This window comes from Nonomuraea sp. NPDC050786 (assembly GCF_040654115.1).
In the GTDB taxonomy this organism is placed as follows: Bacteria; Actinomycetota; Actinomycetes; order Streptosporangiales; family Streptosporangiaceae; genus Nonomuraea.
The window spans coordinates 56,819-77,765 of the sequence record NZ_JBFAHJ010000013.1 but is presented as its reverse complement, the minus strand read 5'-3'; the positions used below and the strand labels follow the sequence as shown (position 1 = coordinate 77,765).

The window sequence follows — 20,947 nt, the reverse complement described above, 5'->3', positions numbered from 1 at the left end:
TGCTCACTGGCTCCGCGTCTGCTTGACGACCGCGTCGTCCTTCTTGATCTGGTCGGCCTTCTTCTGCATGTCGGCGCAGAACTTCTCCGGGGTGACGCGCCCGGCCATGACCACGTTGATCTGCTGGGTGCCGTAGTCGAACAGCTCCTTGTACCAGCCCTCGAAACGCGCGTCGGTGATGATGTTCTGGCCGGCGGCGTCCTGGGCCTTGGCGGCGCTCCGCAGCCCGGCGGGCAGGTCGAGGCCGTCGGCGGCGCCGTTCACCACGGTGAGGTTCTCGGTCTTCTCCGTGAATCCGCGCGCGCCTTCCTTGGAGAGCATGATGCGCAGGTATTCGAGGCCGCCCTGCGGGTTCTTGCCCTTGGCCGCGACGACGAAGTTCTCGCCGACGCCGACCTGGATGGCGCCGTACGGCATCTTGTCCGCGGAGGTGACGTCGGGAAGGGGGGCGATGGCGTACTCGAAGTCGGCGGGCTTGTCCTTGGCCATCTCGTTCTCGATCCAGGAGCCCACCGGGTAGAAGAGCAGCTTGTTCTGGAGCTGCTTGATCTGGGTCTGGGTGTGATCGAGCCCAAAGTACGCTTTATCGCCATATTTCGCCTGGATGTCCACCCAGGCGGCGACCGCCTGCTTCATCGGCTCGACGTTCCAGGCGTTGTCGACGAGGTTGTCGATGTCGATGATGACCTGGTTCCCGCCGATCTTGGCGGCCGTGTAGAGGACGTTCCAGAGCTGGTAGTACGGGCCCTTCAGCCCCGGGTACGCGAAGAGCAGGATGCCCTCCTGCTTCGCCTTGTCCCCCAGCGCCGTGAACTCGGCCCACGTCTTCGGCAGCGTCCATCCCTTGGCGGCGAACAGCTTGGCGTTGTACCAGAGCGCCCGGTGCGACACCGTGTAGTTCAGCACGAGGTCCTTGCCGTCGATCTTGGCGTTGTCGATGACGGCGGGCGTGACGGTGTCGCGTACCTTCTTGGCCGGGTCGTCGATGGACGGGGCGTCGAAGAGCACGCTCAGGTCGGCCAGGTGCCCCTCGGCGGCCAGCGCGGCCAGGTCCATCGACTCGGGACCGGAGTTGTTGAGCACGTCGGGCACGTCGCCGCTGACGAAGCGCGGGCGCAGCTGGGTGCCGATCTGCTGGGTGGCGTCGTGCTTGACCGTCACGCCCGGGAATTCTTTCTTGTAGAGCGCCTCGTGCACGTCCTTGGCGTACGCGTCGCCGTACCCGCCGCCGAAGATCACCACCTCGAGCGGCTTCTTCGGATCGACGCCGAACGGGTTCTTGGAGCTCGCGGAGGCGGTGATGCTCGGGGCGGCCGACGGCTCCCCTCCCGTGCCGCCGGTGGCGCAGGCACTGAGCAGGCCCGCGCCGGGGCCGGCGACGAACGCGGTCATGCCGAGGCGGCGCAGCAGCTGCCGCCGAGTGATCTCGCCCGGGTGGGTCATCAGGGCTCCCGTTTGGAATTAGGAAAGTTTCCTAAACGTTTGCCCGAACGTACGGACGGCCGCCGACACGCGTCAAGGGGGTGCAATCGAGACGTGACCTTGCCGTGATCCCCTCGCCCGAACAGATGCCAGCATCGTGGACGAGAACGTGAACGGCAAGACCAGGGTCAGTCCTTCCACCAGTCGAGGCCCTCGCGCAAGGGGACCTTGGGCAGCGAGTCCTTGGGCACGTCGGGACCGGCCTCGACCGTCACTTCGGCGGCGTCGGACGCGGTCTTGCGGACATGGTGGACGATCCAGTCGTCCTTGATGTACGCGTCTTCCACGCGGTAACCCTCACCGCTGCCGTCGGGGTTGCTCCACATCACCACGTAGGTGATCTTCAGTCCGAGCCGCTCCATATCGGCTCTGACCTCGGAAACCTGCTTGCCGCGGGCTTTGTAGCCGTCAATGGGTCCGCCGTCGGCGGCCGGGGAGACCAGGCCACGGGTCGCGTAGGGCTCCCCTGGCGCGGCCGGCCGGCCGATCCCGAAGATGACCTTCCCCTTGAAGTGGATGGGAATGGCGACCTTGCCGCACCAGGCGGAAGCGCAGTTCTCCGTCGTCCACGATCCCTTCACGCCCGTGCCGGGCGGGAACTCCCCGTCCATGATCGGGCCGAGCAGCTTGCCCACGTCCTCCGGCGCCACCGGGGCCTTCTTCACCACGGCGTCCAGCCCGACCGCCCGGAACGCCTCCGTGAACTTCTCCGCCTCGGCCTCGGGGTCGTTGATCGCCACTTCCAGATAGTCGTCGCCGGCCTTGACCGACACGGCGGCGTTGGCGTACTGGGTGACCGGGCCGCCGAAGGGAGGCACGCCGACGGCGAGCACGGTGGCCGCCGCGGCCGTCACCACGCCCAGCGCGAGCCACCGCCCTCTGCGCGGGGCACGCCTTCGTACCGGCACCCGCTCCTCGGCCATGATCGACTCCATCAGCGCCCGCGCCCCCGCGCCGGACGCCTGCCCCACCGGCTCCCCGGCCAGCTGCTCGTCCCGCACTCGGGCGAGATCGGCGATGTTCACAGGTTGCTCCCTTCCATCGCGACGGCGCGCGAACAGTCGATTCCGGCCTCGGCCAGGCCACGGGCGAAGCGCTTGCGGGCGCGGTAGAGCCTGACTCGTGTGGCGTTACGTGAGATGCCGAGCACCCTGGCGATCTGGCCGGGATCCAGCCGCTCCCAGGCGACCAGCGCCAGCAGCTCCTTGTCGTCCTCGGACAGGGCCCGGAACACCCGGCCCAGCTGCGAGAGGTCCTCCCCGGGCGGCTCCGCCACCAGCGGCGTGGCCGCCAGTTGCGCGCGCAGGGCGGCGGTCCGCTGCTCGTGCCGCCGCTCGCCGCGCCGCTGATTGGCCAGCACGTTCCTGGCCACCCCGAAGAGCCATAACCTCGCCTCGTCGCCCTTGGGGACCTCCTCGATGCGCCGCCAGGCGACCATGAACGTCTCGGCCACCACATCGGCGGCGTCGTCAGGGTCTGAGCAGCGACGCAACGCGTACCCGAGCAGCGGGCCGTACGAAGATCCGTAGATCTCCTCGAACCGGCTTTCGGGATCGACTCCCATCCGTTCTCCCTTGTCGTGGTGGTATCACCACTCACCCCATGTCCGGAATCCAGGGAGCATTACCGGCAGGGCTCAGGCGGACTCGGCGCGGCAGGCGAGGATCTCGTTCACGTGCTGCTCGGCCCACGTGGCCACCACCGAGACCGCGTCGCGCAGCGAATGCCCGAGCGGGGTCAGCGTGTACTCCACCCGCGGCGGCACCTCCGCGAACACCTCCCGCGTCACCAGCCCGTCCTGCTCCATGGCCCGCAACGTCTGCGTCAGGACCTTCGGCGTGACCCCGCCGATGCGCGTCCTGAGCCGGGTGAAGCGCTCCGGCCCGTCGGCCAGGCTGAGGAGCACCAGCACCGACCACTTGTCGCCAATCCGATCCAGAACCACTCGGGTCGGACAGTTAGGGTCGAAGACATCACCGGTATCCATAAGGTACTTATAGCACGATGAAGTAACCAGTATCCGATGGATACTCTGGCCCCTATGAAGATCCTGCTCTTTGGCGCGACCGGCATGATCGGTCAGCGCATCGCCGCCGAGCTGACCACCCGCGGCCACCAGGTGACCGCCGTCAGCCGCAAGGGCCCGGTCAAGGGCGACGTCCACGACGCCGCCACGTTGGCCAAGGGCTACGACGCCGTCGTCTCCGCCATCGCCCCGCCGCGTGACGGCACCGAGCCCGAGCCGCCGTTCCTCGACGCCACCCGCGCCCTCATCGCGGGCGTGCGGGCGGCCGGGGTGCGCCGGCTGATCGTGGTGGGCGGCGCGGGCGGCCTCCAGATCGCGCCCGGCCAGGACCTGGTCGACACGCCCGACTTCCCGGAGATCTACAAAAAAGAGGCACTGGCGCAGAGGTCGGCCCTCGGCCTCTACCGGGAGGCCGAGGACCTCGACTGGACCTACATCTCGCCGGCCGCCGAGATCGCGCCGGGCGAGCGTACCGGCGTCTACCGCATCGGCGGCGACACGCTGCTGGCCGACGCCACGGGCCGCAGCTTCATCTCGGCCGAGGACTACGCGGTCGCCGTCGCGGACGAGCTGGAGAACGGGGCCCACCCGCGCAAGCGGATCACGGTGGCCTACTGAGACGGCTCGTCCGGGAGGAGCGCCTTCTCGTCGGGCTTGTGCACGAGCACGTTGTCCACGTACGACTTCACGGCCGCGGCCAGCCCCACGTCGGCGCCCTGCTCCTCCGACAGGTACCAGCGGTGATCGAGTATCTCGTGGAAGAGCTGCGCGGGCTCCAGCTTCCCGCGCAGCTCCGCGGGAATGGCATCGACCGTCGGCTGGAACACCTCCGCCAGCCACCGGTGCGCCACGATGGCCTCGTCCTCGTGCCGCAGCCCCTTGGCCACCCTGAACCCGTCGAGGTCGTTGAGCAGCCGCCGCGCCTGGTTCTCCTCCACGTCGAGGCCGGTCAGCCGGAGCAGCCGCCGCTGGTGGTGCCCGGCGTCCACGACCTTGGGCCGGACGATGAGCCGTCCGGTGCCGACCTTGCGCCGCACCATCATCTCGGCCACGTCGAAGCCGAGCAGGTTCAGCCGCCGGATCCGCTGCTCCACCCGGTGCCAGTCCACCTCATCGATGATCTCGCTCTGCGTGATCTCGTCCCACAGGCGGTGGTAGCGGGCGACGACGTCCTCGGCCGTGTCCATGGGGTCGATGGACGGGTGCAGCAGCCCGCCGGCCTCCAGGTCGAGCATCTCGCCGAAGATGTTCGTGTGCGCGGCGTCCATGTCGGCCAGCCGCTGGCCCTCGCTGATCATCGGGTGCATCTCGCCGGTCTCGGCGTCCACCAGATACGCCGCGAACGCCCCCGCGTCCCTGCGGAAGAGCGTGTTGGACAGCGAGCAGTCACCCCAGTAGAAGCCGTTCAGGTGCAGCCGCACCAGCAGCACGGCGAGCGCGTCCAGCAGCCGGGTGAGCGTGTCGGGGCGCAGCGTGCCCGACATGACCGCCCGGTAGGGCAGCGAGAACTGCAGGTGCCTGGTGATCAGCGCCGCGTCCAGCCCGTCCTCGCGGCCGGTGACGTACGCGACCGGCTCCACGGCGGGGGCGTCGAGCCGGGCGAGATCCCAGAGCAGCTGATACTCCCGCTTGGCGTACCGCTCGCTGATCTCCTTGATCGCGTACACCTTGCCGGACAGCCGCGCGAACCGCACCACGTGGCGCGAGATGCCGCGTGGCAGATCGACGAGGTGGTGCTGCGGCCAGTCTTGGAGGGGGACCTCCCAGGGGAGGCGAATGAGGTCAGGGTCGCCTAGCGCGCCGGTGATCTGCAGGGGCATTTGCTCAGGATATGGTGCATCGGTGGACGAGTTTCTCAAGTGGTACTTTTCCGACCGTCCCGTCGTGGCCAGCTCGTTAGGGGCCGACGGTTACGATCACACGCTCGGCGACTTCACCGCCACCGCCTGGGCCGCCCGCGAGCGGGACGAGGTCCGCTGGCTCGAACACCTCTCGGGCATCCAGACGACGACCCTGGACGACACGATCGACAGGGAACTGGTCCTCTCCCAGCTGAGGGGCTCGATCGCGCTCGCGTCCTGGCCCGAGTGGCGGCGCGACCCCGCCGTCTACCTCTCGGCGATCTTCGCCTCGATGTACGCGCCGTTCCAGCGGCGGCTCAAGCCGGAGCCCGAACTGGTCTCCTCGGCCCTCCTGCGCCTGGCCGAGGTGCCCGGCGTGCTGGCCGCCTGCCAGGCCAACCTGGACCCCGGCCTCGCCGCGCCACTGCTGATCAAGCGCGGGCTCGGCCAGGCGCGCACCGGCCGCAACTTCCTCACGCGCACGATCCCGTCGATGGTCGAGGACCCGGAGCTCGCCGCCAAGCTGGCCGAGGCCGCCGAGCCGGCCGCGCGGGCGTTCGACGAGCTCGTCACGTTCCTCGAGGGCTTCCAGTGCGGCGGCACCTGGCGGATGGGCGAGAAGCTCTACTCCACGTTGCTGCGCGAGAAGGAACTGCTCGGCTACGGCGCCGCCGAGCTGCACGAGAAGGGCAAGGCCGCCTGGGCCGAGCTGGACGCGCGGATGCGCGAGGTGTCGGTCCACGTCAACGGCGGCGAGGACTGGCGGGCGGCGATGGAGTTCCTCATGGACGACCATCCGCCGACGCTGGCCGACATGCGCGCCGAGTACGCGGCCGAGACGCAGCGCGCCAGGGACTTCGTCAAGGAACGGGACCTCGTCACGTTCGCCGAGGGCGAGGAGTGCGAGGTGCTGCCGTCGGCCGAGTACACCCGCCCGGTCCTGTCCGTCGCCCACTACCTCGCGCCGCCCCCGCTGAGCGCCTCACGCAAGGGCGTCTTCTTCGTCCCCTACACGCCCGACGACTTCACCCCCGAGCAGGTACGCCAGCGCCTGCGGACGAACTCGCGGGCCCAGATGCCCTCGATCTCCGTGCACGAGGCCTACCCGGGGCATCACTGGCACCTGTCGTACATGGCGGGCAATCCCCGTACCGTCAGGAAGGTCTTCCGGACCTCGTACTTCACGGAGGGCTGGGCCCTGTACGTGGAGAAGCTCCTGCACGAGCAGGGCTACTTCGACACCCCGGCGACCGAGCTGGCCCACCTGGACTGCCGGATCTTCCGCGCCGCCAGGATCGTCGTGGACACGGCCCTGCACTGCGAGGACATGTCGATCGAGGAGGCGGAGACGTTCATGGCGACCAAGGCGTCGCTGTCTCCCGGCACGGCCCAGGGCGAGGTGAACCGCTACTGCGCCTGGCCCACGCAGGCGCCGTCCTACCTCACGGGCGCGATCGAGATCGACCGCATCCGGCAGTCGTTCAAGGGGTCGCTGAAGGAGTTCCACGACAAGATCGCCGGGTCGGGCGGCCTGCCCCTGGGGCTGGCGGAGCAGGTGGCGCTCTCATAGCTCCCGGCGGGGGAACGTGGGAGGGTTCAGTGCGCGTTCGACCACGGCGCCGAGCTGATCGTCCGTGAGGATGGTCGGCTTGCCGACGCCGAGCCCTCGCACGTACACCTCGCAGAGCCACTCCAGCAGCCGGGTGGACTCGAACGCCTCCTCCAGCGTCGCCCCGATGGTCACCCCGCCGTGGTTGGCCATCAGGGCGGCCCGCTTGCCCTCCAGCGCCGCCCGCACGTTGGCGGCCAGCTCGGGGGTGCCGTAGGTGGCGTACTCGGCCACCCTGACCGTGCCGCCGAGCAGCAGCGCGTTGTAGTGCACGGGCGGCAGCTCGGTCATGGTGGTGGCCACGACCGTCCCGAAGACCGAGTGCGTGTGCACGATGGCCCGGGCGTCCGTGCTCTCGTAGACGGCCAGGTGCATGGGGGTCTCGCTGGACGGCTGGAGCTCGCCTTCCACGAGGTGGCCTTCGACGTCCACGACGGGGCACATCTCGGGGGTCAGCCGGTCGAGCGCCACCCCTGAGGGCGTGACCGCGACCAGCTCACCCTCGCGCACGCTCAGGTTGCCCGACGTGCCGATGACCAGGCCCAGCTCGACGGCGCGGCGGCCGTACTCGCATAACTGCTCGCGCAGGCTCATGCGCTTGGAATGTAGTCGGTCGTCCGAATTGCCGCAATCAGAGTCTGTCCAGGGCCTGGAGCATGAGGCGCTCGACGTCGACGCGCTTGAGCCGGCCCGGGTAGAGGAGCAGGTGCAAGCTGAGTCCGTCCATCAGGGCGAGCAGGTGCTCGGCCAGGTCGTCCAGGTTGTCGTCGGTGCGCAGCTCCCCGGCCGCGCGGGCCTGCCCCAGCAGATCGCGTACGGCGCCGCGCAGCTCGGCCGCCTCCGTGCGCTGCACCTCGGCCAGGCGCTCCGAGGCCAGGCTGCGGCTCCAGAAGCTGACCTCCAGCCGGCTCTCCTGGGTGCGCTCGGCGTCCAGCGGCAGGTTGTCCAGCAGCAGCTCCCGCAGCGCGGCCAGCCCGGTCGCGCCCTCGATCTTGCCGGTGAGCCGGTCCCGGATGCGCTGGTGCGACTGGCGCAGCGCCGACAGCAGGATCTCGTCCTTGTCGGCGAAATAGTGGGCGAGCACGCCGTTGGAGTATCCGGCCTCCTTGGCGATGGCCCGCGTGGTGGCGGCGTCGATGCCGTCCCTGACGATCACCCGGCGGGCGGCTGACAGGACCTCGCGCCGGCGCTCGTCGTGATCGACGATCTTGGGCATCGGCTCCTCCATTGACTTTTTATTCGGACGTCTGTCTATTTAGACTATGACCGTCGCCACCGTCGGCGTCCACATCGTCGACATTCTCGCCAGGCCCGTCGATCACATTCCCGAGGGCCAGGACACCGTACTCGTGGACCAGATCCGCCTCACCGCCGCGGGCGCCGCCGCCGGCACCGCCGTCGACCTGGTCAAGCTGGGCAACCCCGTGGTCACGATGGGCGCGATCGGCGACGACGAGGTGGGCGACTTCCTCCTGGCGGTGCTCGCCAAGCGCGGCGTGGACGTCTCACGTCTCGTGCGCAGGGCGGGCGAGCAGACGGCCGCCTCGATCCTGCCCATCAGGCCGGACGGCGGGCGGCCCAGCTTCCACGTGCCGGGGGCGAACCTCACGGTGACGTACGCGGACCTGGACGCCGACGTGCTGCGCGGCGTGCGGGCGATCCACCTGGGCGGGATGGACGTCACGTTCGGCCTGGGCGACCCGGCGTTCTTCGCCCTCCTGGACTCGGTGCGTGCCGCGGGCACGATCATCACGATGGACCTCCTTTCGGAGATGCCTGACCTGTTGGGGATGGCCCGGGCTTTTCTGCCGCACGTGGACTACGTGCTGCCGAACGAGTCGCAGGCGCTCCTCATGACCGGCTGCTCCGATGTCCAGGAGGCCGCCCAGGCCCTGCTGGCGGAGGGGCCGCGCGGCGTGCTCGTCACGCTGGGCGCGTCGGGCAGCCTCGTGGTCACCCCGGACGGGACGGAGCCAGTGCCCGCCCTCAAGACGGACGTCTCGGACACGACCGGCTGCGGCGACGCGTACTGCGCCGGGTTCCTGACCGGGCTCCTCCACGGCCAGGACGTGCTGACCGCCGCCCGCTGGGGCACGGCCGCCGCCGCCCGCGTCGCCACGGGGCTCGGCTCGGACGCCGGCCTCACCGACCTCGAATCGACTCTAAGGATCCTCGGATGACCGACGCAGAACTCCGCCGGCGGGCCTTGAAGGTCGTCCCTGGCGGCATGTACGGGCACCTCAACGCCGCCCTCTTCGCCCCCGGCTTCCCGCAGTTCTTCGAACGCGGCGAGGGCTGCCGCCAGTGGGACGTGGACGGGCGCGAGTACATCGACTTCATGTGCAGCTGGGGCCCGATCGTGCTCGGGCACCGGCACCCGCGCGTGGAGGAGGCCGCCGCCAGGCAGGCCGCGCTCGGCGACTGCCTCAACGGCCCGGGCCCGGTCATGGTGGAGCTGGCCGAGCTGCTCGTGGACACCGTCCCCAGCGCCGACTGGGCGATGTTCTCCAAGAACGGCACCGACGCCACCACCCAGGCCCTCATGGTCGCGAGGGCCGCTACCGGCCGGACGAAGGTGCTGATGGCGCACGGGGCCTACCACGGGGCGGACCCCTGGTGCACGCCGTCCGTGTCGGGCACGACGCCCAACGAGCGGGCGGATCTGGTGGAGTTCACGTACAACTCCCTCGAGTCGCTGGAGGCCGCGGCGGCGACCGTCGAGGGGGACGTGGCGGCGATCATCGTGACGCCGTTCAAGCACGACTCGTTCGAGGACCAGGAGCTGGTGGAGCCGGCCTTCGCGCGCGGCGCCCGGGCCCTGGCCGACCGGCTCGGGGCGGCGCTGGTGATCGACGACGTGCGGGCGGGGTTCAGGGTGGACCTGCGCGGCTCCTGGGAGCCCTATGGCGTACGCCCTGACCTGACGGCCTGGTCGAAGGCCATGGCCAACGGCTACCCGATCGCGGCCGTCACCGGCACGGACGCGCTGCGCGGGCCCGCGCAGACGCTCTACTCCACCGGCTCGTTCTGGTTCTCGGCGGTCGCGATGGCGGCGGCCAAGGCCACCATCGAGACCCTGCGCGACGAGGACGGCATCGGTGCCATGGAGCGGGCCGGCACGCAGCTCCGCGAAGGGCTGTACGCGCAGGCCAAGTCCCACGGGTTCGTGGTGAACCAGACGGGACCGGTGACGATCCCGTGGCTCAGCTTCGACGGGGACGCCGACCTCTCCGTCGCGATGTACTGGAGCGACGCCTGCCTGCGGCACGGGGTCTACCTGCACCCGTGGCACAACTGGTTCATGTCGGCCGCGCACACGGAGGCGGACGTGGCGAAGGCGCTGGAGGGCACGGACCAGGCGTTCGCCGAGACCCGCGCCCACTTCGGCTAGGCGGTCAGGTGGCGGTGAGCTTGGTGATCTCGGCCACGATGGACGGCCAGAGCGGGCGCGGCAGGTCGTGGCCCATGCCCGGGTAGGTCACCAGGCGGGCGCCCGGGACGGCCGCGGCCGTGGCGTGGCCGGCGGCGACCGGGATGAGCTGGTCGGCCTCCCCGTGCAGCACCAGCGTGGGCACCCGTACGCCGGCGAGCAGCTCCGTGCGGTCGGGCGAGGCCATGATCGCGGCGAGCTGCCTGGCCGTGCCGTCGGGGTCGAAGCAGCGGTCGTACGCCAGCCCGGCCAGCTCGCGGATCCTCTCGTGGTCCAGCTCGAACCCGGGCGAGCCGAGAACCGACCAGGTCCGCACCGCCTGGGCCAGCACGGCTTCGCGGTCGGCGGGCGGCCTGGCCATGAGAGCGGCGAGCGCGGCCTCCGTCGGCGGGGCCACCGAGGGGCCGGGCGTGGACATGATCGAGGTCAGGGTGAGCACCCGCTCGGGGTGGCGGATGGCCAGAGCCTGGGCGATCATGCCGCCCATCGAGGCGCCGACCACGTGCGCGGCGGGCCAGCCGAGGGCGTCCATGAGCCCCGCCGCGTCGTCGGCCAGGTCGTCCAGCAGGTACGACGAGGGCGCTCCCAGCACAGGAGCGCCCTGGTCATGGAAGTGGGTGGACAGGCCCGCGTCGCGGTTGTCGAACCGTACGACGTGATGTCCCTGCTCCGCCAGTAATGCGCAGAGCCCTTCGTCCCAGTGGATGAGCTGCGCGCCGAGCCCCATGATGAGCAGCAGGGGACGGCCCTCGGGCGGGCCGAAGCTCTCGTAGGCGATGTCGATGCCGTTCGCGGCTGCACGGGTGGTCACGACGACCAGAATGACATTCTGGTCGCAGCCCGTAAAGGTCAGAGCTTGATGAGGCTCCGGACGCGGTCGCTGGCGAGCGCCATGCTGCCGCCTGCCACGGCCACGGCGCCGGCCACGACGGCGGCCGCGGTCTTCGAGACCGGTGCGGGCACGTCCTGAGCGGCCGCGGGCTCGGGCGCGGGCGGCTCGGCCGGGTTGTCGTCCTGCTCGGCCCAGGCGCCGGTCGAGAACGCGACCGGGAAGTTCTTCTTGCCGGGCCCGTTGCCCCACTTGGTGATGACGTAGTCGACCTTGATGTGGCCCTCGCCGCCGATGCCGTCGACGCCCAGCGTGTCGGAGTTGAAGCTGCCGCCGGTGAGCTCCGCGAACGTCTTGGCATCCAGGTCCAGCATGACCCCGCGGTTGGAGGGCTCGCCCGGGCCACGGTCGCCGACGAAGAAGGGCACCTTCTTGCCCTTGTAGACCACGTAACCCTCGGTCATGAGCGGCCAGCTCGGGCTGGCGGCCAGACCCTTCTGCATGGGCTTGCCGCTGGCGGGCAGCCCGGTGTCACCGGCTCTGCCGGAGGAGTCGTCCCAGAAGTACGAAGCCGTGGTCGAGCCCTTGAGCAGGACCTTCTCTTCGGTGTTCGGATCGGCGTGAGCCGCGGTGCCGGCGATGGTCAGCGCGCCTACCGTGGAGGCGGTGATCAGAGCGAGTGAACGCAGGCCAAAACGTGCAGACATGAAAAGTAAAGTCCTTCGCGACGGGGGCAGGGAGGTTGCGCTCACTCGAAAAAGGGCGTAGCAGGTCAAAGCACCTGACAAGGGGGGAAAGCTACGCAGAGCGCGGAAGGATCCTGAGGAAGGGGCCGCTCAGCAGGCGGCGACTATCACGCTGTCCGAGGGTTCGACGCGGTCGTCCAAGTTGTTCACATGTCCTCTCCATCTCGCCTACCGGGTTAGCTGGCGGGTTCGGGCGTGGAGATGCCCTACCGACACGCGGTCGGATTCACCCCAATTGCGGTGGGTCCCCGGTTCCCGAGCGTTCGGGATTCGGCGCCAGCCGGCTGTTCCTCCTGGGTGAGGTCCACGCCACCGGCTGTGAATTGGCCAACACTCTAACCACGCATTCCGGACATACGCAAACACTTCGTCATGAATCCGGCAGAAGATCTACCTACCCCGACAAAGAAAAAAGGGGGCACGGCACCGCCGTACCCCCTGAAAATGCCAGCCTCAGCCGCCGCTCTTGCGCCTGAATGATCTTTTACTCGCAGCCGGACCGTGCGACCCGTGAATCTTCGACGAGTCACCGCCCCTGCCACCCGCGCCCGAGCCCGCGTGCTGATTACGCTTGCGCTCCAGCGCCTCGCGGAACTTGCGCTTCAACTCGTCCTCGGGAGTCTCGCTGACTTCCTGCTCCGGTGTATCCGCCATGAGGACCTCCATGGTGTTGGGGACACTCACAGCTTCGCATGGGCCCGCTTATGACGCGAAACCGGCTTCCACCCTGCCCTGCGGGACGGCGGGCACCTCCAGCCGCCTGCCCGGCATCGCCACCAGCGCCACCAGGGCGATCACCGCCCCCGCCACGCCGAGCGACGGGATGACCAGGGACGCGGCGGAGGCGTGCGCGGCGGCCAGGCCGTGCGCGGGCGCCTCCGCGGCGACGGTGGAGCCGTAGAGGGTGCCGCCGACGGCCAGCGCGACGGAGCCGCCGATCTGGCGGAAGAAGGTCAGGTTCGCCGAGGCGGTGCCGATGTACTGCGGCTCGACCGACTGCTGCGCGGCCACGGTCAGCCCGGAGAGCATCGGGCCCATGCCCAGCCCGATCAGCAGCATCCAGCCCGCAAGGAGCGCCCCGGCGGTGTGCGCGGTCAGGTTCACGCAGAGCAGGGTGCCCGCGACCAGCAGGAACGGCGACACGACCAGCCACGGCTTGTAGACCCTGGTCCTGGACATGAGCGCCCCCATGAGGGCGCTGCCCACGACCATCGCCAGCGTCATCGGGTAGATCCTCAGCCCCGACTCGGTGGCGCTGACGCCCAGGGACTCCTGGAAGTAGCGCGGCAGGAATACGACTCCCGCGTACATGCAGAAAGCCGTGCAGAACGACGTGACGTTCACCAGCGTGTACGTGCGGTTGCCGAACAGGTGCATCGGCATGATCGGACTGGCCGCCCGCCTCTCGACCAGCACGAACACCACGAGCAGCGCGAGCGCGAGCGCGATCGGCCCAGCCACGGCGGCGTCGGTCCAGGTCTGCCCGTCCAGGCCCTTCTCCGTCAGCCCCAGCAGCAGCGAGCTGATGGCCACGGTGAAGACCGCGATGCCCGCGTAGTCGGGGCGCCCACCTCCGGTGCCCGGCCGGTGCGGCAGGCGGAGCACGACGATGGCGATCAGCGCGAGGCCGAGCGGCACGTTCACGTAGAAGGACCACCGCCAGCTCGCGTGGTCGGTGAAGAGCCCGCCGAGGAACGGCCCCGCCAGGTACGTCAGCCCCATCACGCCGCCGAGCGCGCCCTGCACGCGGGCGCCGCTCTTTCCCGGCCCCGGGGGGAACATGTCCATCACCAACGCCATCGACAGCGGCAGCAGCGCGCCCGCGCCGAGGCCCTGGAGCGCGCGGAAGCCGATCAGCTGCGCCATGTCCTGGGCCGCCCCGCACAATGCCGAGCCCGCCACGAACACCACCATCCCGACCAGCAGCAGCGGCTTCCTCCCGTGCTGGTCGGAGAGCCGGCCGTAGAGCGGCACCGTCACCGTCGAAGTCAGCAGGTACGCCGTCACCACCCACACGTAGAGCGTGCTGCCGCCCAGCTCGCTGGTGATGCGCGGCAGGGCCGTGCCGACGATCGTCTGGTCGAGCATCGCCAGGAACATCCCGCCGAGCACGGCGAGCAGGACGAGCCCGTTGCCACGCGGCTTCATGTCAGTATTCACATGTGAAGAGTGACGTGTAACTTCTTACATGTCAACTCTTCGATATGCTGGCGGCCATGTCCCTGCGGATCGCGCTGCTCGGGCTGCTCGAGGCCGTGGGGCCGGCGAGCGGTTACGACCTGGCCAAGAAGTTCGAGCACTCGCTCAACCACGTCTGGCAGGCCGGGCACACGCAGATCTATCCCGAGCTGCTGAAGATGGCCGCCGACGGGCTCGTGGCGATCGAGTCGGAGGGCGCGAGAGGGCGCAAGATCTACGCGATCACGCCTGAGGGCACGCGTGAGCTGCACACGTGGCTGGTCGAGCACCCGCCCACCGTGACGGTGCGCAACGAGGTCGCGCTCCAGGCGTTCCTGCTGCCGCTGCTCGCCAGGGACGAGGCGATCGCGGTGGTGGAGCGGATCAGGGACGGGTTCGCGGCACGCAGCGTGGCGCTGCAGTGCTACACCGAGGGCGGGGTCGGCTCATACGCGGCGAAGCTCGGCCTGAGCCAGGTCAGCGCCGGATTGGCGTGGGCCGAGGAGACGCTGGCCGAGCTCCGGCGCTGACTCCGTACGGTTCAGGACCGGGTGAACGCCAGCAGGCGGAAGACCGGGTCCGGGCTCGGCCGCCCCTGGCCGTGCCCCACGAACCTGGTCTCGCCGCTCGGCCGGAGCCCGTGCCTGGCCGCCTCCTCGACCACCAGCTCGGCCCGGTCCGACGGCTCCCGGCGCCCTCCCGGGCCGTGGGCGGCCCGCTTGTCGACCGTCGTGACGAACACTCCCCCGGGCCGCAGCACGCGGGCGGCCTCGGCGATCACCGGGCGGGCGTCGTCCAGCAGGTGCAGCAGCCAGATCGTGGTGACCGCGTCGACCGAGCCGTCACGTACGGGCAGCGTACGGGCGTCGCCCAGCACCACGTCCGCGCGCCCGGCGGCGATCCGCGCCATCCCCGCGGAGGCGTCCACCCCGAGCACCCGCAGCCCCCGCCCGGCCAGCTCCCTCGTGACCAGCCCGGTGCCGCAGGCGACGTCGAGCAGCGTGCCGCCGGGCACGAGGCGCCGGACGGCGTCGGCCGCGGCCACGGCCCGCGGCAGCCCGCCCCTCGTCTCGTCGTAGCGTCCGGCCTCGAGGTCGTAGTCGAGCACGGCGGGTCCTCCCGGGGGTCGAGGTGCTGCCGATCAAGATACGCGTCCTGGGTAAAGGGGAACCGTTCGGTTCCTGGTGTTGCGTTGGAGCGGCTCAGGAAATAGAACCCGGCATGACGCTCAAGCCCCCGGTCCTGCCATGAGCCTCCTCGGCCGTGACCTGGCGGTGGATCTGGGGGGCGCGAGCACGCGGATCTATGCCCACGGCAAGGGCATCGTGCTCGACGAGCCCTCGGCCGTCATCCTCGACGACCGCACCGGCAAGGTCATCGCGTACGGTGCGGACGCGACCGGCGAGGAGGCGTGCCGGCCGGTCAGCGGCGGCCTGCCGGTCGACGGGGAGCTCACGCGGCGCATGGTCCGGCACTTCCTGAGCAAGGTGCACCGGCGTCCGTTCGCCAGGCCGCGCCTGGTCATGGCGCTGCCCGACAATTGCACCCCGATCGAACGGGCGGCGCTGAGCGACCTGGCGTTCGAGGCGGACGCCAGGCGCATCGTGCTGATCCCGCACTCGCTCGCGGCGGCCCTCGGCGCCGGGCTGCCGGTCGACAGTTTCGCCGGTCACATGGTGATCGACATCGGACGCGACTCGGCCAGGATCGCCGTGCTCTCGTCCGGCGCCGCCGTGGCCACGGCTTCCGTCCCGGGCGGCGGCGAGGCGGTCAACAGGGCCATCGTCCGCCTGGTCGAGCAGGAGCACGGCCTCCTCCTCGACGAGCGCGAGGCCGAGTCGGCCAAGCGCGACATCGGCACCGAGTGGAAGCCGCTGGACCGGCACGTGACCGTGCGCGCCCGCGACCCGGACACCGGCCGTGAGCGCGAGGTACGGCTGCCGGTCCAGCAGGTCTACGAGGCGACCAGGCAGCCGGTCGAGGCGATCGTGCGGGCGGCGATGGAGACGGTCGAGCGGTGCCCGGCCGAACTGGCCGCGGACCTCGGGGGACGCGGCGCGGTGCTGCTGGGAGGCGGCGCGCTGCTGCGGGGGCTCGCGCGGCGGCTGCGGGCGTCGCTGGAGATGCCGGTACGGAGGGCGGAGCGGCCGCTGGAGTGTGTGGCGTTCGGGCTGGGGCGGTTCGTGGACGACATGGGCCTGATCGCCCGGCTCCGCAGCGGGCTCGCCTGGGCCGGGCCGGACAGGTGACCGCTCAGCCGATCAGCAACCCCGGGGCGCGATCCCAGCCCGTCAACGCAAGGAGGCGGCGCACCGCGGGAGAGATTGGGTCGAGGATCAGCCTGCGCGGCGGGGATAATCGGGCGGCGGCGGCCACGATGACGCGCAGCCCGGACACGTCGATGAAGGCCAGCTCCCCGAGGTCCAGGCGGATGTCGTCGCCGCCTTCGAGAATCATGCCGTGTAGGGCGCCGGCGAGGCGCTGCTGATTGCCGTGGTCGACCTCGCCGGTTACGCGGAGGCCGTACGGGTGCGCAGTGGGCGTCACGTGAGCCTGGTCACCTGTCTCGAAGATCATCCCGCTCCCGTAGCGCCTCCTTAATCGCGATAAATACTGTTTCTGCCCGCGAAAAGGCGATTTATACGGATCACTGCCCTCGCGGTGTCCTGTGCCGTTTACCGGGTGGCCGTGGACGATCTCCGATATGGTCCGATCGTGCGCGCCCGCCGTCACGGTTTTCCCGCGGTGCTCCTCTGTGTCGCGGCGATGACGGCCTGCGCGACGGCGCCCGCACCGGCCACCCTCGAAGAGGCCGCCCGGCAGCTCGACACCGACGCCGGCACCCTGCTCACCGCCTCCGAGCTCCATCTGTCGCCCGCCTCGCAGGAACCGGACGGCTCGTGCGTGCCCGGCCAGGCGCGGCGGTACTTCCGCGCCGAGAGCGACGTCGCCGACGCCTCCGCCGGGCTTCTCGAACGGCTCCGTGCTATGGGGTACGACCAGGTGGTCGACGACCTGGATCTACGGGACGAGGAGCAGGATGTCGCCGTTCTGCGCAATCCGCGGACCCGCCTGACGTTCGAACTGACCGTTCTCTCGGGAGAGCAGCCCGGCGTCCTCCTCGTCGGCAGGACCACCTGCTACGCGACCGGCTGACACCCCCGCACCCAGGCGTCACCACCCGGGCGACGCTCCCGAGGCCGAAGCGCGTCAGGGGGCGGAGAGCGCCTCCGTCGGGGACAGGCGGGAGGCGCGGATCGCCGGGTAGAGGCCGGCGGCGGCGCCGATGACCAGGGTCGCGGCGAGGCCGCCGAGGGTGGCCCAGGCGGGCACCACCGAGGGCCAGCCGCTGTACAGCGCGTACCCCATCGTGACGCCCGTCCCCAGCAGGATCCCCCCGCCCCCGCCCAGGGCCGACAGCAGGAGCGACTCCGCCAGGAACTGGGTGCGGATCTGGCCGCGCGTGGCCCCGAGGGAGCGGCGCAGGCCGATCTCCGCGCGGCGTTCCAGCACCGAGATGACCATGGTGTTGGCCACGCCGACCCCGCCCACGAGCAGCGCCACCGCGCCCACTCCCAGCAGGAGGTTGGCGAACGCCTGGCTGGTCGCCTGCTTGGCGGCCAGGGCGTCGGACGGCCGGGAGACGTCCACCTCGTTGGGCGCCTCCGGGTTGGCGGTGCCGGCCAGCACCTGGCGTACGGCCTCCAGCTTGGCCTCGTCCGAGCGCGTGTAGAGCGTGGTCGGGTGCCCGTCGAAGCCCAGCCGGGACTCCGCCACCGGCCAGCCGACGAGGACGCCGCTGTCCAGGTCGGTGGCGAGCGCCACCGGGTTGAGGACGCCGACGACCGTGAAGCGGATCCCTCCGACCACGACCTGCGTGTCGGGCGAGGCGGAGCCCACGCCGAGGCGCTGGGCCGCGGCGGAGCCGAGCACGGCGGCCGGGTAGCGTTCGGTGGCCGGGTTGAGCCAGGTGCCGTTCCGCAGCGTCGCGCCCACGGTGGCGGGCAGGTCGAGGCGGGCCGCGTACGTGCTGATGCCGCTGGTCTGGGCCTTGGGGATCTGCTCCGACCGGTAGACCTTGACGTCACCCATGCGCCCGATCGACGAGACGGCCTGGACGGGGCCGATGCGCTCGATCATCGACTCCGCCTCCTCCGGCATCTGCGCGGCGTCGCCCGTGATGGTGGTGCCGGACGAGACCGTGAGCAGGTTGGTGCCGAGCGCGGAGAGCGTACGGTCGAGCTCGGCGCCCGACGAGGACGAGAGCCCGACCACGCTCACCATGGCCGCGATGCCGATGGCGATGCCCAGCGCGGACAGGAACGCCCGCAGCGGCCGGGTGCGCAGGCCCACCGCCCCGACCCGCATCACGTCGCGGGGGCGCATCCTGGCCGGGCGCGGTTTCGGGCGCGCCACCTCGACTGTGGACATCACACCGCCTCCAGGGGGACCCGCGCGGTGTCGGAGATGATCTGGCCGTCGCGCATCCGTACCTGTCTGGGCAGGCTCGCGGCGATCTCCCGGTCGTGCGTGATGATCACGATGGTGGTGCCGCCCGCGTTCAGCTCGTGCAGCAGCTCCATCACCCCGGTGCCCGACACCGAGTCCAGGGCACCGGTCGGCTCGTCGGCCAGGAGCAGCGGCGGGTCGCCCGCCACGGCCCTGGCGATGGCCACGCGCTGCCGCTCGCCACCGGACAGCTCGTGCGGCTCGTGCTCCATCCGGTGCCCGAGCCCCACCCGTTCCAGTGCCTGGGCCGCGCGGCGGCGGCGTTCCGACCTGCCCAGGCCGGTGTAGACGAGGCCGTCTGCCACGTTGTCGAGCGCCGGGACCTTCGCGGCGAGGTGGAACGACTGGAACACGAACCCGATCGTGGTGGCCCGCAGCGCCGACAGCTGGTTGTCGGAGAGCTTCGACACGTCGTACCCGTCGATGTGGATGGTCCCGGACGTGGGCCGGTCGAGGGTGCCGACGACGTTGAGCATCGTCGACTTGCCCGACCCCGACGGGCCGACGATGGCGACCAGCTCGCCGTGCTGGATCCGCAGCGACACCGACGCCAGCGCCGCCACGCCGCCCGGGTACGTCTTGGACACGTCCGTCAGGTCGATCATGGGGTACGTCATTTCGGCATCCCCACGGTCATGCCCTCGGCCAGCCCGTCGCCGCTGACCTCGACTCGCCCCCCGGAGAACAGACCCGTCTCAACCTTGATATATCGGGACCTGCCCCCTTCGATGACCTCCAGGCCGTACCCGCCCTCCTGCAGCGCGACCAGCGCCGCCACCGGCACGGCCAGCACGTTCTTGCGCGTGGAGGCCGTGAACGTCACGTCCACCGCCGCCTTGTCCAGCCCCTTGGCGGCCTTGGCTGCCCCGATCGAGACGAGCGCCTCCACCCGGGTCTCCGGGTCCGCGTTCTGGCCCTCGCCCGGCTCGATGACCGTGGCCACCTCGGTGACCTTGCCCTTCACGTTCTTGCCGTCCGGCAGCGTGACGTCGACCTTGGCGCCCTTCCTGGCCATCCGCTGGTCCTCCGACTCCAGCTTGACCGTGACCACCTTGGACGTGCCCGTATACGTCAGGATCTTCTGCCCCGGAGCGGTCGGCTGGCCCTCCTCGGACTCCAGGCTCTCCACCCGCACCTTGCCGGGGGCGAACACCACCCGGCCCAGCTCGACCACGCCCGTCTCGTCCAGGCCGCGGTCCTCCTGCCATTCCCTGACCGCCTCGGCGGTGTCATAGGTGTACTCGTCGTCGACCGTGAAGCCGTCGTAGCCGAGCTTGCTGAGGTTCCGTTCCAGGTTCTCGACGTCCTTGCCCTCCACGCCGACCTTGAGGTCGCGGTACGCGGGCGTCGAGCCGTACATGAGCATGACCGGCTTGTTGTCCACCCGGTACAGCGACCTGCCGCGGGTGATCTGCGCGCCGCTGTCGGGCAGCCAGGTGATCGTGCCGGGCTTCCTGCTCATCGCCGTGGTCACCGGGCCGTAGCCGAGCTCGCCGTCGGCGTCCCTGGTGTCGTTCAGGGTCTGCCTGGTCACCGTGGTGGTGGCCGGGGGCAGGGCATCGGCCGACCGCGTGGGGCCGGCGCCGCCGTGGAGCAGGCCCGCGCTGTTGACGGCCACGAACCCGCCTCCGGCCACGGCCACCACGGTCAGGAGCCCGGCGACCAGCTTGCCCCGGCCGCGGCCCCGGCGCGGCCGGGAGGGCGTCGAGTCCGGCTCCGCCCTTCCGTCAAGGGTGGCCCTGCCTGTCACCGGGCCCATCAAAGACCTCCCATACCGGCCTCGGCGGACTCCTTCTGGCACTTCTGCTGGGCGGACTTGAAGTCGGGGTCGTCGCCGACCTCGCCGGTGATGCGCATGGCGCCGCCGTCGGGGTCGGGGAAGCTCTCCACGCCGTTGTCCCGCATGCACTGCGCGAGCCTGCGCAGCGCCTCTAGGCGCTTCGGGTCGGGCCCGCCGGCCTTCTCGCCGCTCGGGGCGTACTGCTTGCACGCCTCCTGGGCCTTCTCGACCTTCTCCTGCGGGATGCTCTTGTCGAACTTCATCATGATGCCCTTGCCCGGCTGCGGGTCGTCCACCTGCACGCCGTTCTCGCGCATGCACTGGGCGAACTTGAGCATCTTCTGGTACCTGTCCTCGCTCGGCTTCGCGCTGGCCCCGCCCTGGGTGCCGGACTGGGTGCCCGTGCCGCTGACCGAGGCCACATCGGGCCCGCCGCCGTCGTCCGCGCCACAACCGGCCAGGAACAGCGTGGCCGCCGCCAGCGCGCCGAGAACTCGTACTCGCATGGAATCTCTCC

The 20,947-nt window shown here is 70.5% G+C and carries 23 protein-coding genes, 1 pseudogene and 1 riboswitch; of the genes and pseudogenes, 7 read left to right on the top strand and 17 right to left on the bottom strand.

Annotated elements, in window-relative coordinates:
• Positions 1-3 precede the first annotated feature (3 nt).
• The 4 genes from ngcE to AB0H84_RS23940 all read right to left on the bottom strand — a co-directional run bounded on the left by ngcE (position 4) and on the right by AB0H84_RS23940 (position 3,469).
• Entirely contained in the window at positions 4-1,443 is a 1,440-nt protein-coding gene (gene ngcE / locus AB0H84_RS23955) for an N-acetylglucosamine/diacetylchitobiose ABC transporter substrate-binding protein (RefSeq protein ID WP_357608023.1), read from the bottom strand.
• 167 nt (positions 1,444-1,610) lie between these two features.
• Entirely contained in the window at positions 1,611-2,507 is an 897-nt protein-coding gene (locus AB0H84_RS23950; RefSeq protein WP_357608021.1) for a hypothetical protein, read from the bottom strand.
• Positions 2,504-3,046, bottom strand: coding sequence for a sigma-70 family RNA polymerase sigma factor (locus AB0H84_RS23945; RefSeq protein WP_357608018.1), 543 nt, complete (start codon positions 3,044-3,046; stop codon positions 2,504-2,506). Before AB0H84_RS23945 ends, AB0H84_RS23950 begins: the two co-directional genes overlap by 4 nt.
• 72 nt (positions 3,047-3,118) lie before the next feature.
• Positions 3,119-3,469: a helix-turn-helix domain-containing protein gene (locus AB0H84_RS23940; RefSeq protein ID WP_357608015.1), complete on the bottom strand. Its 351-nt coding sequence runs from the start codon at positions 3,467-3,469 to the stop codon at positions 3,119-3,121.
• Positions 3,470-3,523: 54 nt separating this feature from the next.
• On the opposite strand from AB0H84_RS23940, the gene AB0H84_RS23935 reads away from it, so the two are divergent.
• Complete coding sequence (locus AB0H84_RS23935) at positions 3,524-4,126, top strand: NAD(P)-dependent oxidoreductase (RefSeq protein WP_357608012.1); 603 nt, start codon at positions 3,524-3,526, stop codon at positions 4,124-4,126.
• Here AB0H84_RS23935 and AB0H84_RS23930 read toward each other — a convergent pair.
• Complete coding sequence (locus AB0H84_RS23930; protein WP_357608009.1) at positions 4,120-5,328, bottom strand: DUF4032 domain-containing protein; 1,209 nt, start codon at positions 5,326-5,328, stop codon at positions 4,120-4,122. The genes AB0H84_RS23935 and AB0H84_RS23930 overlap by 7 nt on opposite strands.
• A 22-nt stretch (positions 5,329-5,350) precedes the next feature.
• Between AB0H84_RS23930 and AB0H84_RS23925 the strand changes: the two genes are divergently transcribed.
• Entirely contained in the window at positions 5,351-6,919 is a 1,569-nt protein-coding gene (locus tag AB0H84_RS23925; RefSeq protein WP_357608006.1) for a DUF885 domain-containing protein, read from the top strand.
• On the opposite strand, the gene AB0H84_RS23920 is transcribed toward AB0H84_RS23925, so the two are convergent.
• Together AB0H84_RS23920 and AB0H84_RS23915 are read right to left on the bottom strand one after the other, a co-directional pair.
• The gene (locus tag AB0H84_RS23920; RefSeq protein WP_357608003.1) at positions 6,914-7,552 is read right to left on the bottom strand and encodes a class II aldolase/adducin family protein; all 639 of its coding nucleotides are present in this window, start codon (positions 7,550-7,552) and stop codon (positions 6,914-6,916) included. The genes AB0H84_RS23925 and AB0H84_RS23920 overlap by 6 nt on opposite strands.
• Positions 7,553-7,589: 37 nt before the next feature.
• Positions 7,590-8,174 carry a TetR/AcrR family transcriptional regulator gene (locus AB0H84_RS23915; protein ID WP_357608000.1) on the bottom strand — a complete coding sequence of 195 codons (585 nt, stop codon included), beginning with the start codon at positions 8,172-8,174 and terminating at the stop codon, positions 7,590-7,592.
• Positions 8,175-8,220: 46 nt separating this feature from the next.
• On the opposite strand from AB0H84_RS23915, the gene AB0H84_RS23910 reads away from it, so the two are divergent.
• Positions 8,221-9,138 (top strand): carbohydrate kinase family protein, encoded by a 918-nt coding sequence (locus tag AB0H84_RS23910; RefSeq protein ID WP_357607998.1) that lies wholly within the window; start codon positions 8,221-8,223, stop codon positions 9,136-9,138.
• Positions 9,135-10,349 carry an aminotransferase class III-fold pyridoxal phosphate-dependent enzyme gene (locus AB0H84_RS23905; RefSeq protein WP_357607995.1) on the top strand — a complete coding sequence of 405 codons (1,215 nt, stop codon included), beginning with the start codon at positions 9,135-9,137 and terminating at the stop codon, positions 10,347-10,349. The genes AB0H84_RS23910 and AB0H84_RS23905 overlap by 4 nt, the downstream gene beginning before the upstream one ends.
• A 4-nt stretch (positions 10,350-10,353) precedes the next feature.
• Here the strand turns inward: AB0H84_RS23905 and AB0H84_RS23900 are convergent, their stop codons facing one another.
• The 4 genes and pseudogenes from AB0H84_RS23900 to AB0H84_RS23885 all read right to left on the bottom strand — a co-directional run bounded on the left by AB0H84_RS23900 (position 10,354) and on the right by AB0H84_RS23885 (position 14,123).
• Positions 10,354-11,199: an alpha/beta hydrolase gene (locus tag AB0H84_RS23900; protein ID WP_357607992.1), complete on the bottom strand. Its 846-nt coding sequence runs from the start codon at positions 11,197-11,199 to the stop codon at positions 10,354-10,356.
• Positions 11,200-11,444: 245 nt separating this feature from the next.
• A pseudogene (locus AB0H84_RS23895) lies at positions 11,445-11,810 on the bottom strand (hypothetical protein); the annotation flags it as partial.
• A gap of 303 nt (positions 11,811-12,113) precedes the next feature.
• Positions 12,114-12,249: riboswitch (cyclic di-AMP (ydaO/yuaA leader) on the bottom strand.
• 167 nt (positions 12,250-12,416) lie between these two features.
• Positions 12,417-12,617, bottom strand: a complete 201-nt coding sequence (locus tag AB0H84_RS23890) for a DUF5302 domain-containing protein (RefSeq protein ID WP_357607989.1) — start codon at positions 12,615-12,617, stop codon at positions 12,417-12,419.
• A 48-nt stretch (positions 12,618-12,665) separates the two neighbouring features.
• On the bottom strand, positions 12,666-14,123 hold the full coding sequence (locus AB0H84_RS23885; protein ID WP_357607987.1) for an MDR family MFS transporter: 1,458 nt from the start codon (positions 14,121-14,123) through the stop codon (positions 12,666-12,668).
• A 56-nt stretch (positions 14,124-14,179) separates the two neighbouring features.
• On the opposite strand from AB0H84_RS23885, the gene AB0H84_RS23880 reads away from it, so the two are divergent.
• Positions 14,180-14,671, top strand: a complete 492-nt coding sequence (locus AB0H84_RS23880; protein WP_357607984.1) for a PadR family transcriptional regulator — start codon at positions 14,180-14,182, stop codon at positions 14,669-14,671.
• 11 nt (positions 14,672-14,682) lie between these two features.
• On the opposite strand, the gene AB0H84_RS23875 is transcribed toward AB0H84_RS23880, so the two are convergent.
• A complete protein-coding gene (locus AB0H84_RS23875; protein ID WP_357607981.1) occupies positions 14,683-15,249 on the bottom strand; it encodes a class I SAM-dependent methyltransferase in 567 nt (188 codons plus the stop codon).
• Positions 15,250-15,388: 139 nt separating this feature from the next.
• Here AB0H84_RS23875 and AB0H84_RS23870 point away from each other — a divergent pair, with 139 nt between their 5' ends.
• A complete protein-coding gene (locus tag AB0H84_RS23870; protein ID WP_357607978.1) occupies positions 15,389-16,390 on the top strand; it encodes a rod shape-determining protein in 1,002 nt (333 codons plus the stop codon).
• 4 nt (positions 16,391-16,394) lie between these two features.
• Here the strand turns inward: AB0H84_RS23870 and AB0H84_RS23865 are convergent, their stop codons facing one another.
• Positions 16,395-16,718, bottom strand: a complete 324-nt coding sequence (locus AB0H84_RS23865; RefSeq protein ID WP_357607975.1) for an STAS domain-containing protein — start codon at positions 16,716-16,718, stop codon at positions 16,395-16,397.
• Positions 16,719-16,856: 138 nt separating this feature from the next.
• On the opposite strand from AB0H84_RS23865, the gene AB0H84_RS23860 reads away from it, so the two are divergent.
• Complete coding sequence (locus AB0H84_RS23860) at positions 16,857-17,297, top strand: hypothetical protein (RefSeq protein ID WP_357607972.1); 441 nt, start codon at positions 16,857-16,859, stop codon at positions 17,295-17,297.
• A gap of 54 nt (positions 17,298-17,351) precedes the next feature.
• Here AB0H84_RS23860 and AB0H84_RS23855 read toward each other — a convergent pair whose 3' ends face one another.
• The 4 genes from AB0H84_RS23855 to AB0H84_RS23840 are packed head-to-tail and all read right to left on the bottom strand — an operon-like array spanning position 17,352 to position 20,936.
• Complete coding sequence (locus tag AB0H84_RS23855; protein ID WP_357607970.1) at positions 17,352-18,572, bottom strand: ABC transporter permease; 1,221 nt, start codon at positions 18,570-18,572, stop codon at positions 17,352-17,354.
• Positions 18,572-19,267 carry an ABC transporter ATP-binding protein gene (locus AB0H84_RS23850; protein WP_357607967.1) on the bottom strand — a complete coding sequence of 232 codons (696 nt, stop codon included), beginning with the start codon at positions 19,265-19,267 and terminating at the stop codon, positions 18,572-18,574. Before AB0H84_RS23850 ends, AB0H84_RS23855 begins: the two co-directional genes overlap by 1 nt.
• Positions 19,264-20,409 carry a peptidoglycan-binding protein gene (locus AB0H84_RS23845; protein ID WP_357607964.1) on the bottom strand — a complete coding sequence of 382 codons (1,146 nt, stop codon included), beginning with the start codon at positions 20,407-20,409 and terminating at the stop codon, positions 19,264-19,266. The genes AB0H84_RS23850 and AB0H84_RS23845 overlap by 4 nt, the downstream gene beginning before the upstream one ends.
• On the bottom strand, positions 20,409-20,936 hold the full coding sequence (locus tag AB0H84_RS23840) for a hypothetical protein (protein WP_357607961.1): 528 nt from the start codon (positions 20,934-20,936) through the stop codon (positions 20,409-20,411). The genes AB0H84_RS23845 and AB0H84_RS23840 overlap by 1 nt, the downstream gene beginning before the upstream one ends.
• Positions 20,937-20,947: the final 11 nt, after the last annotated feature.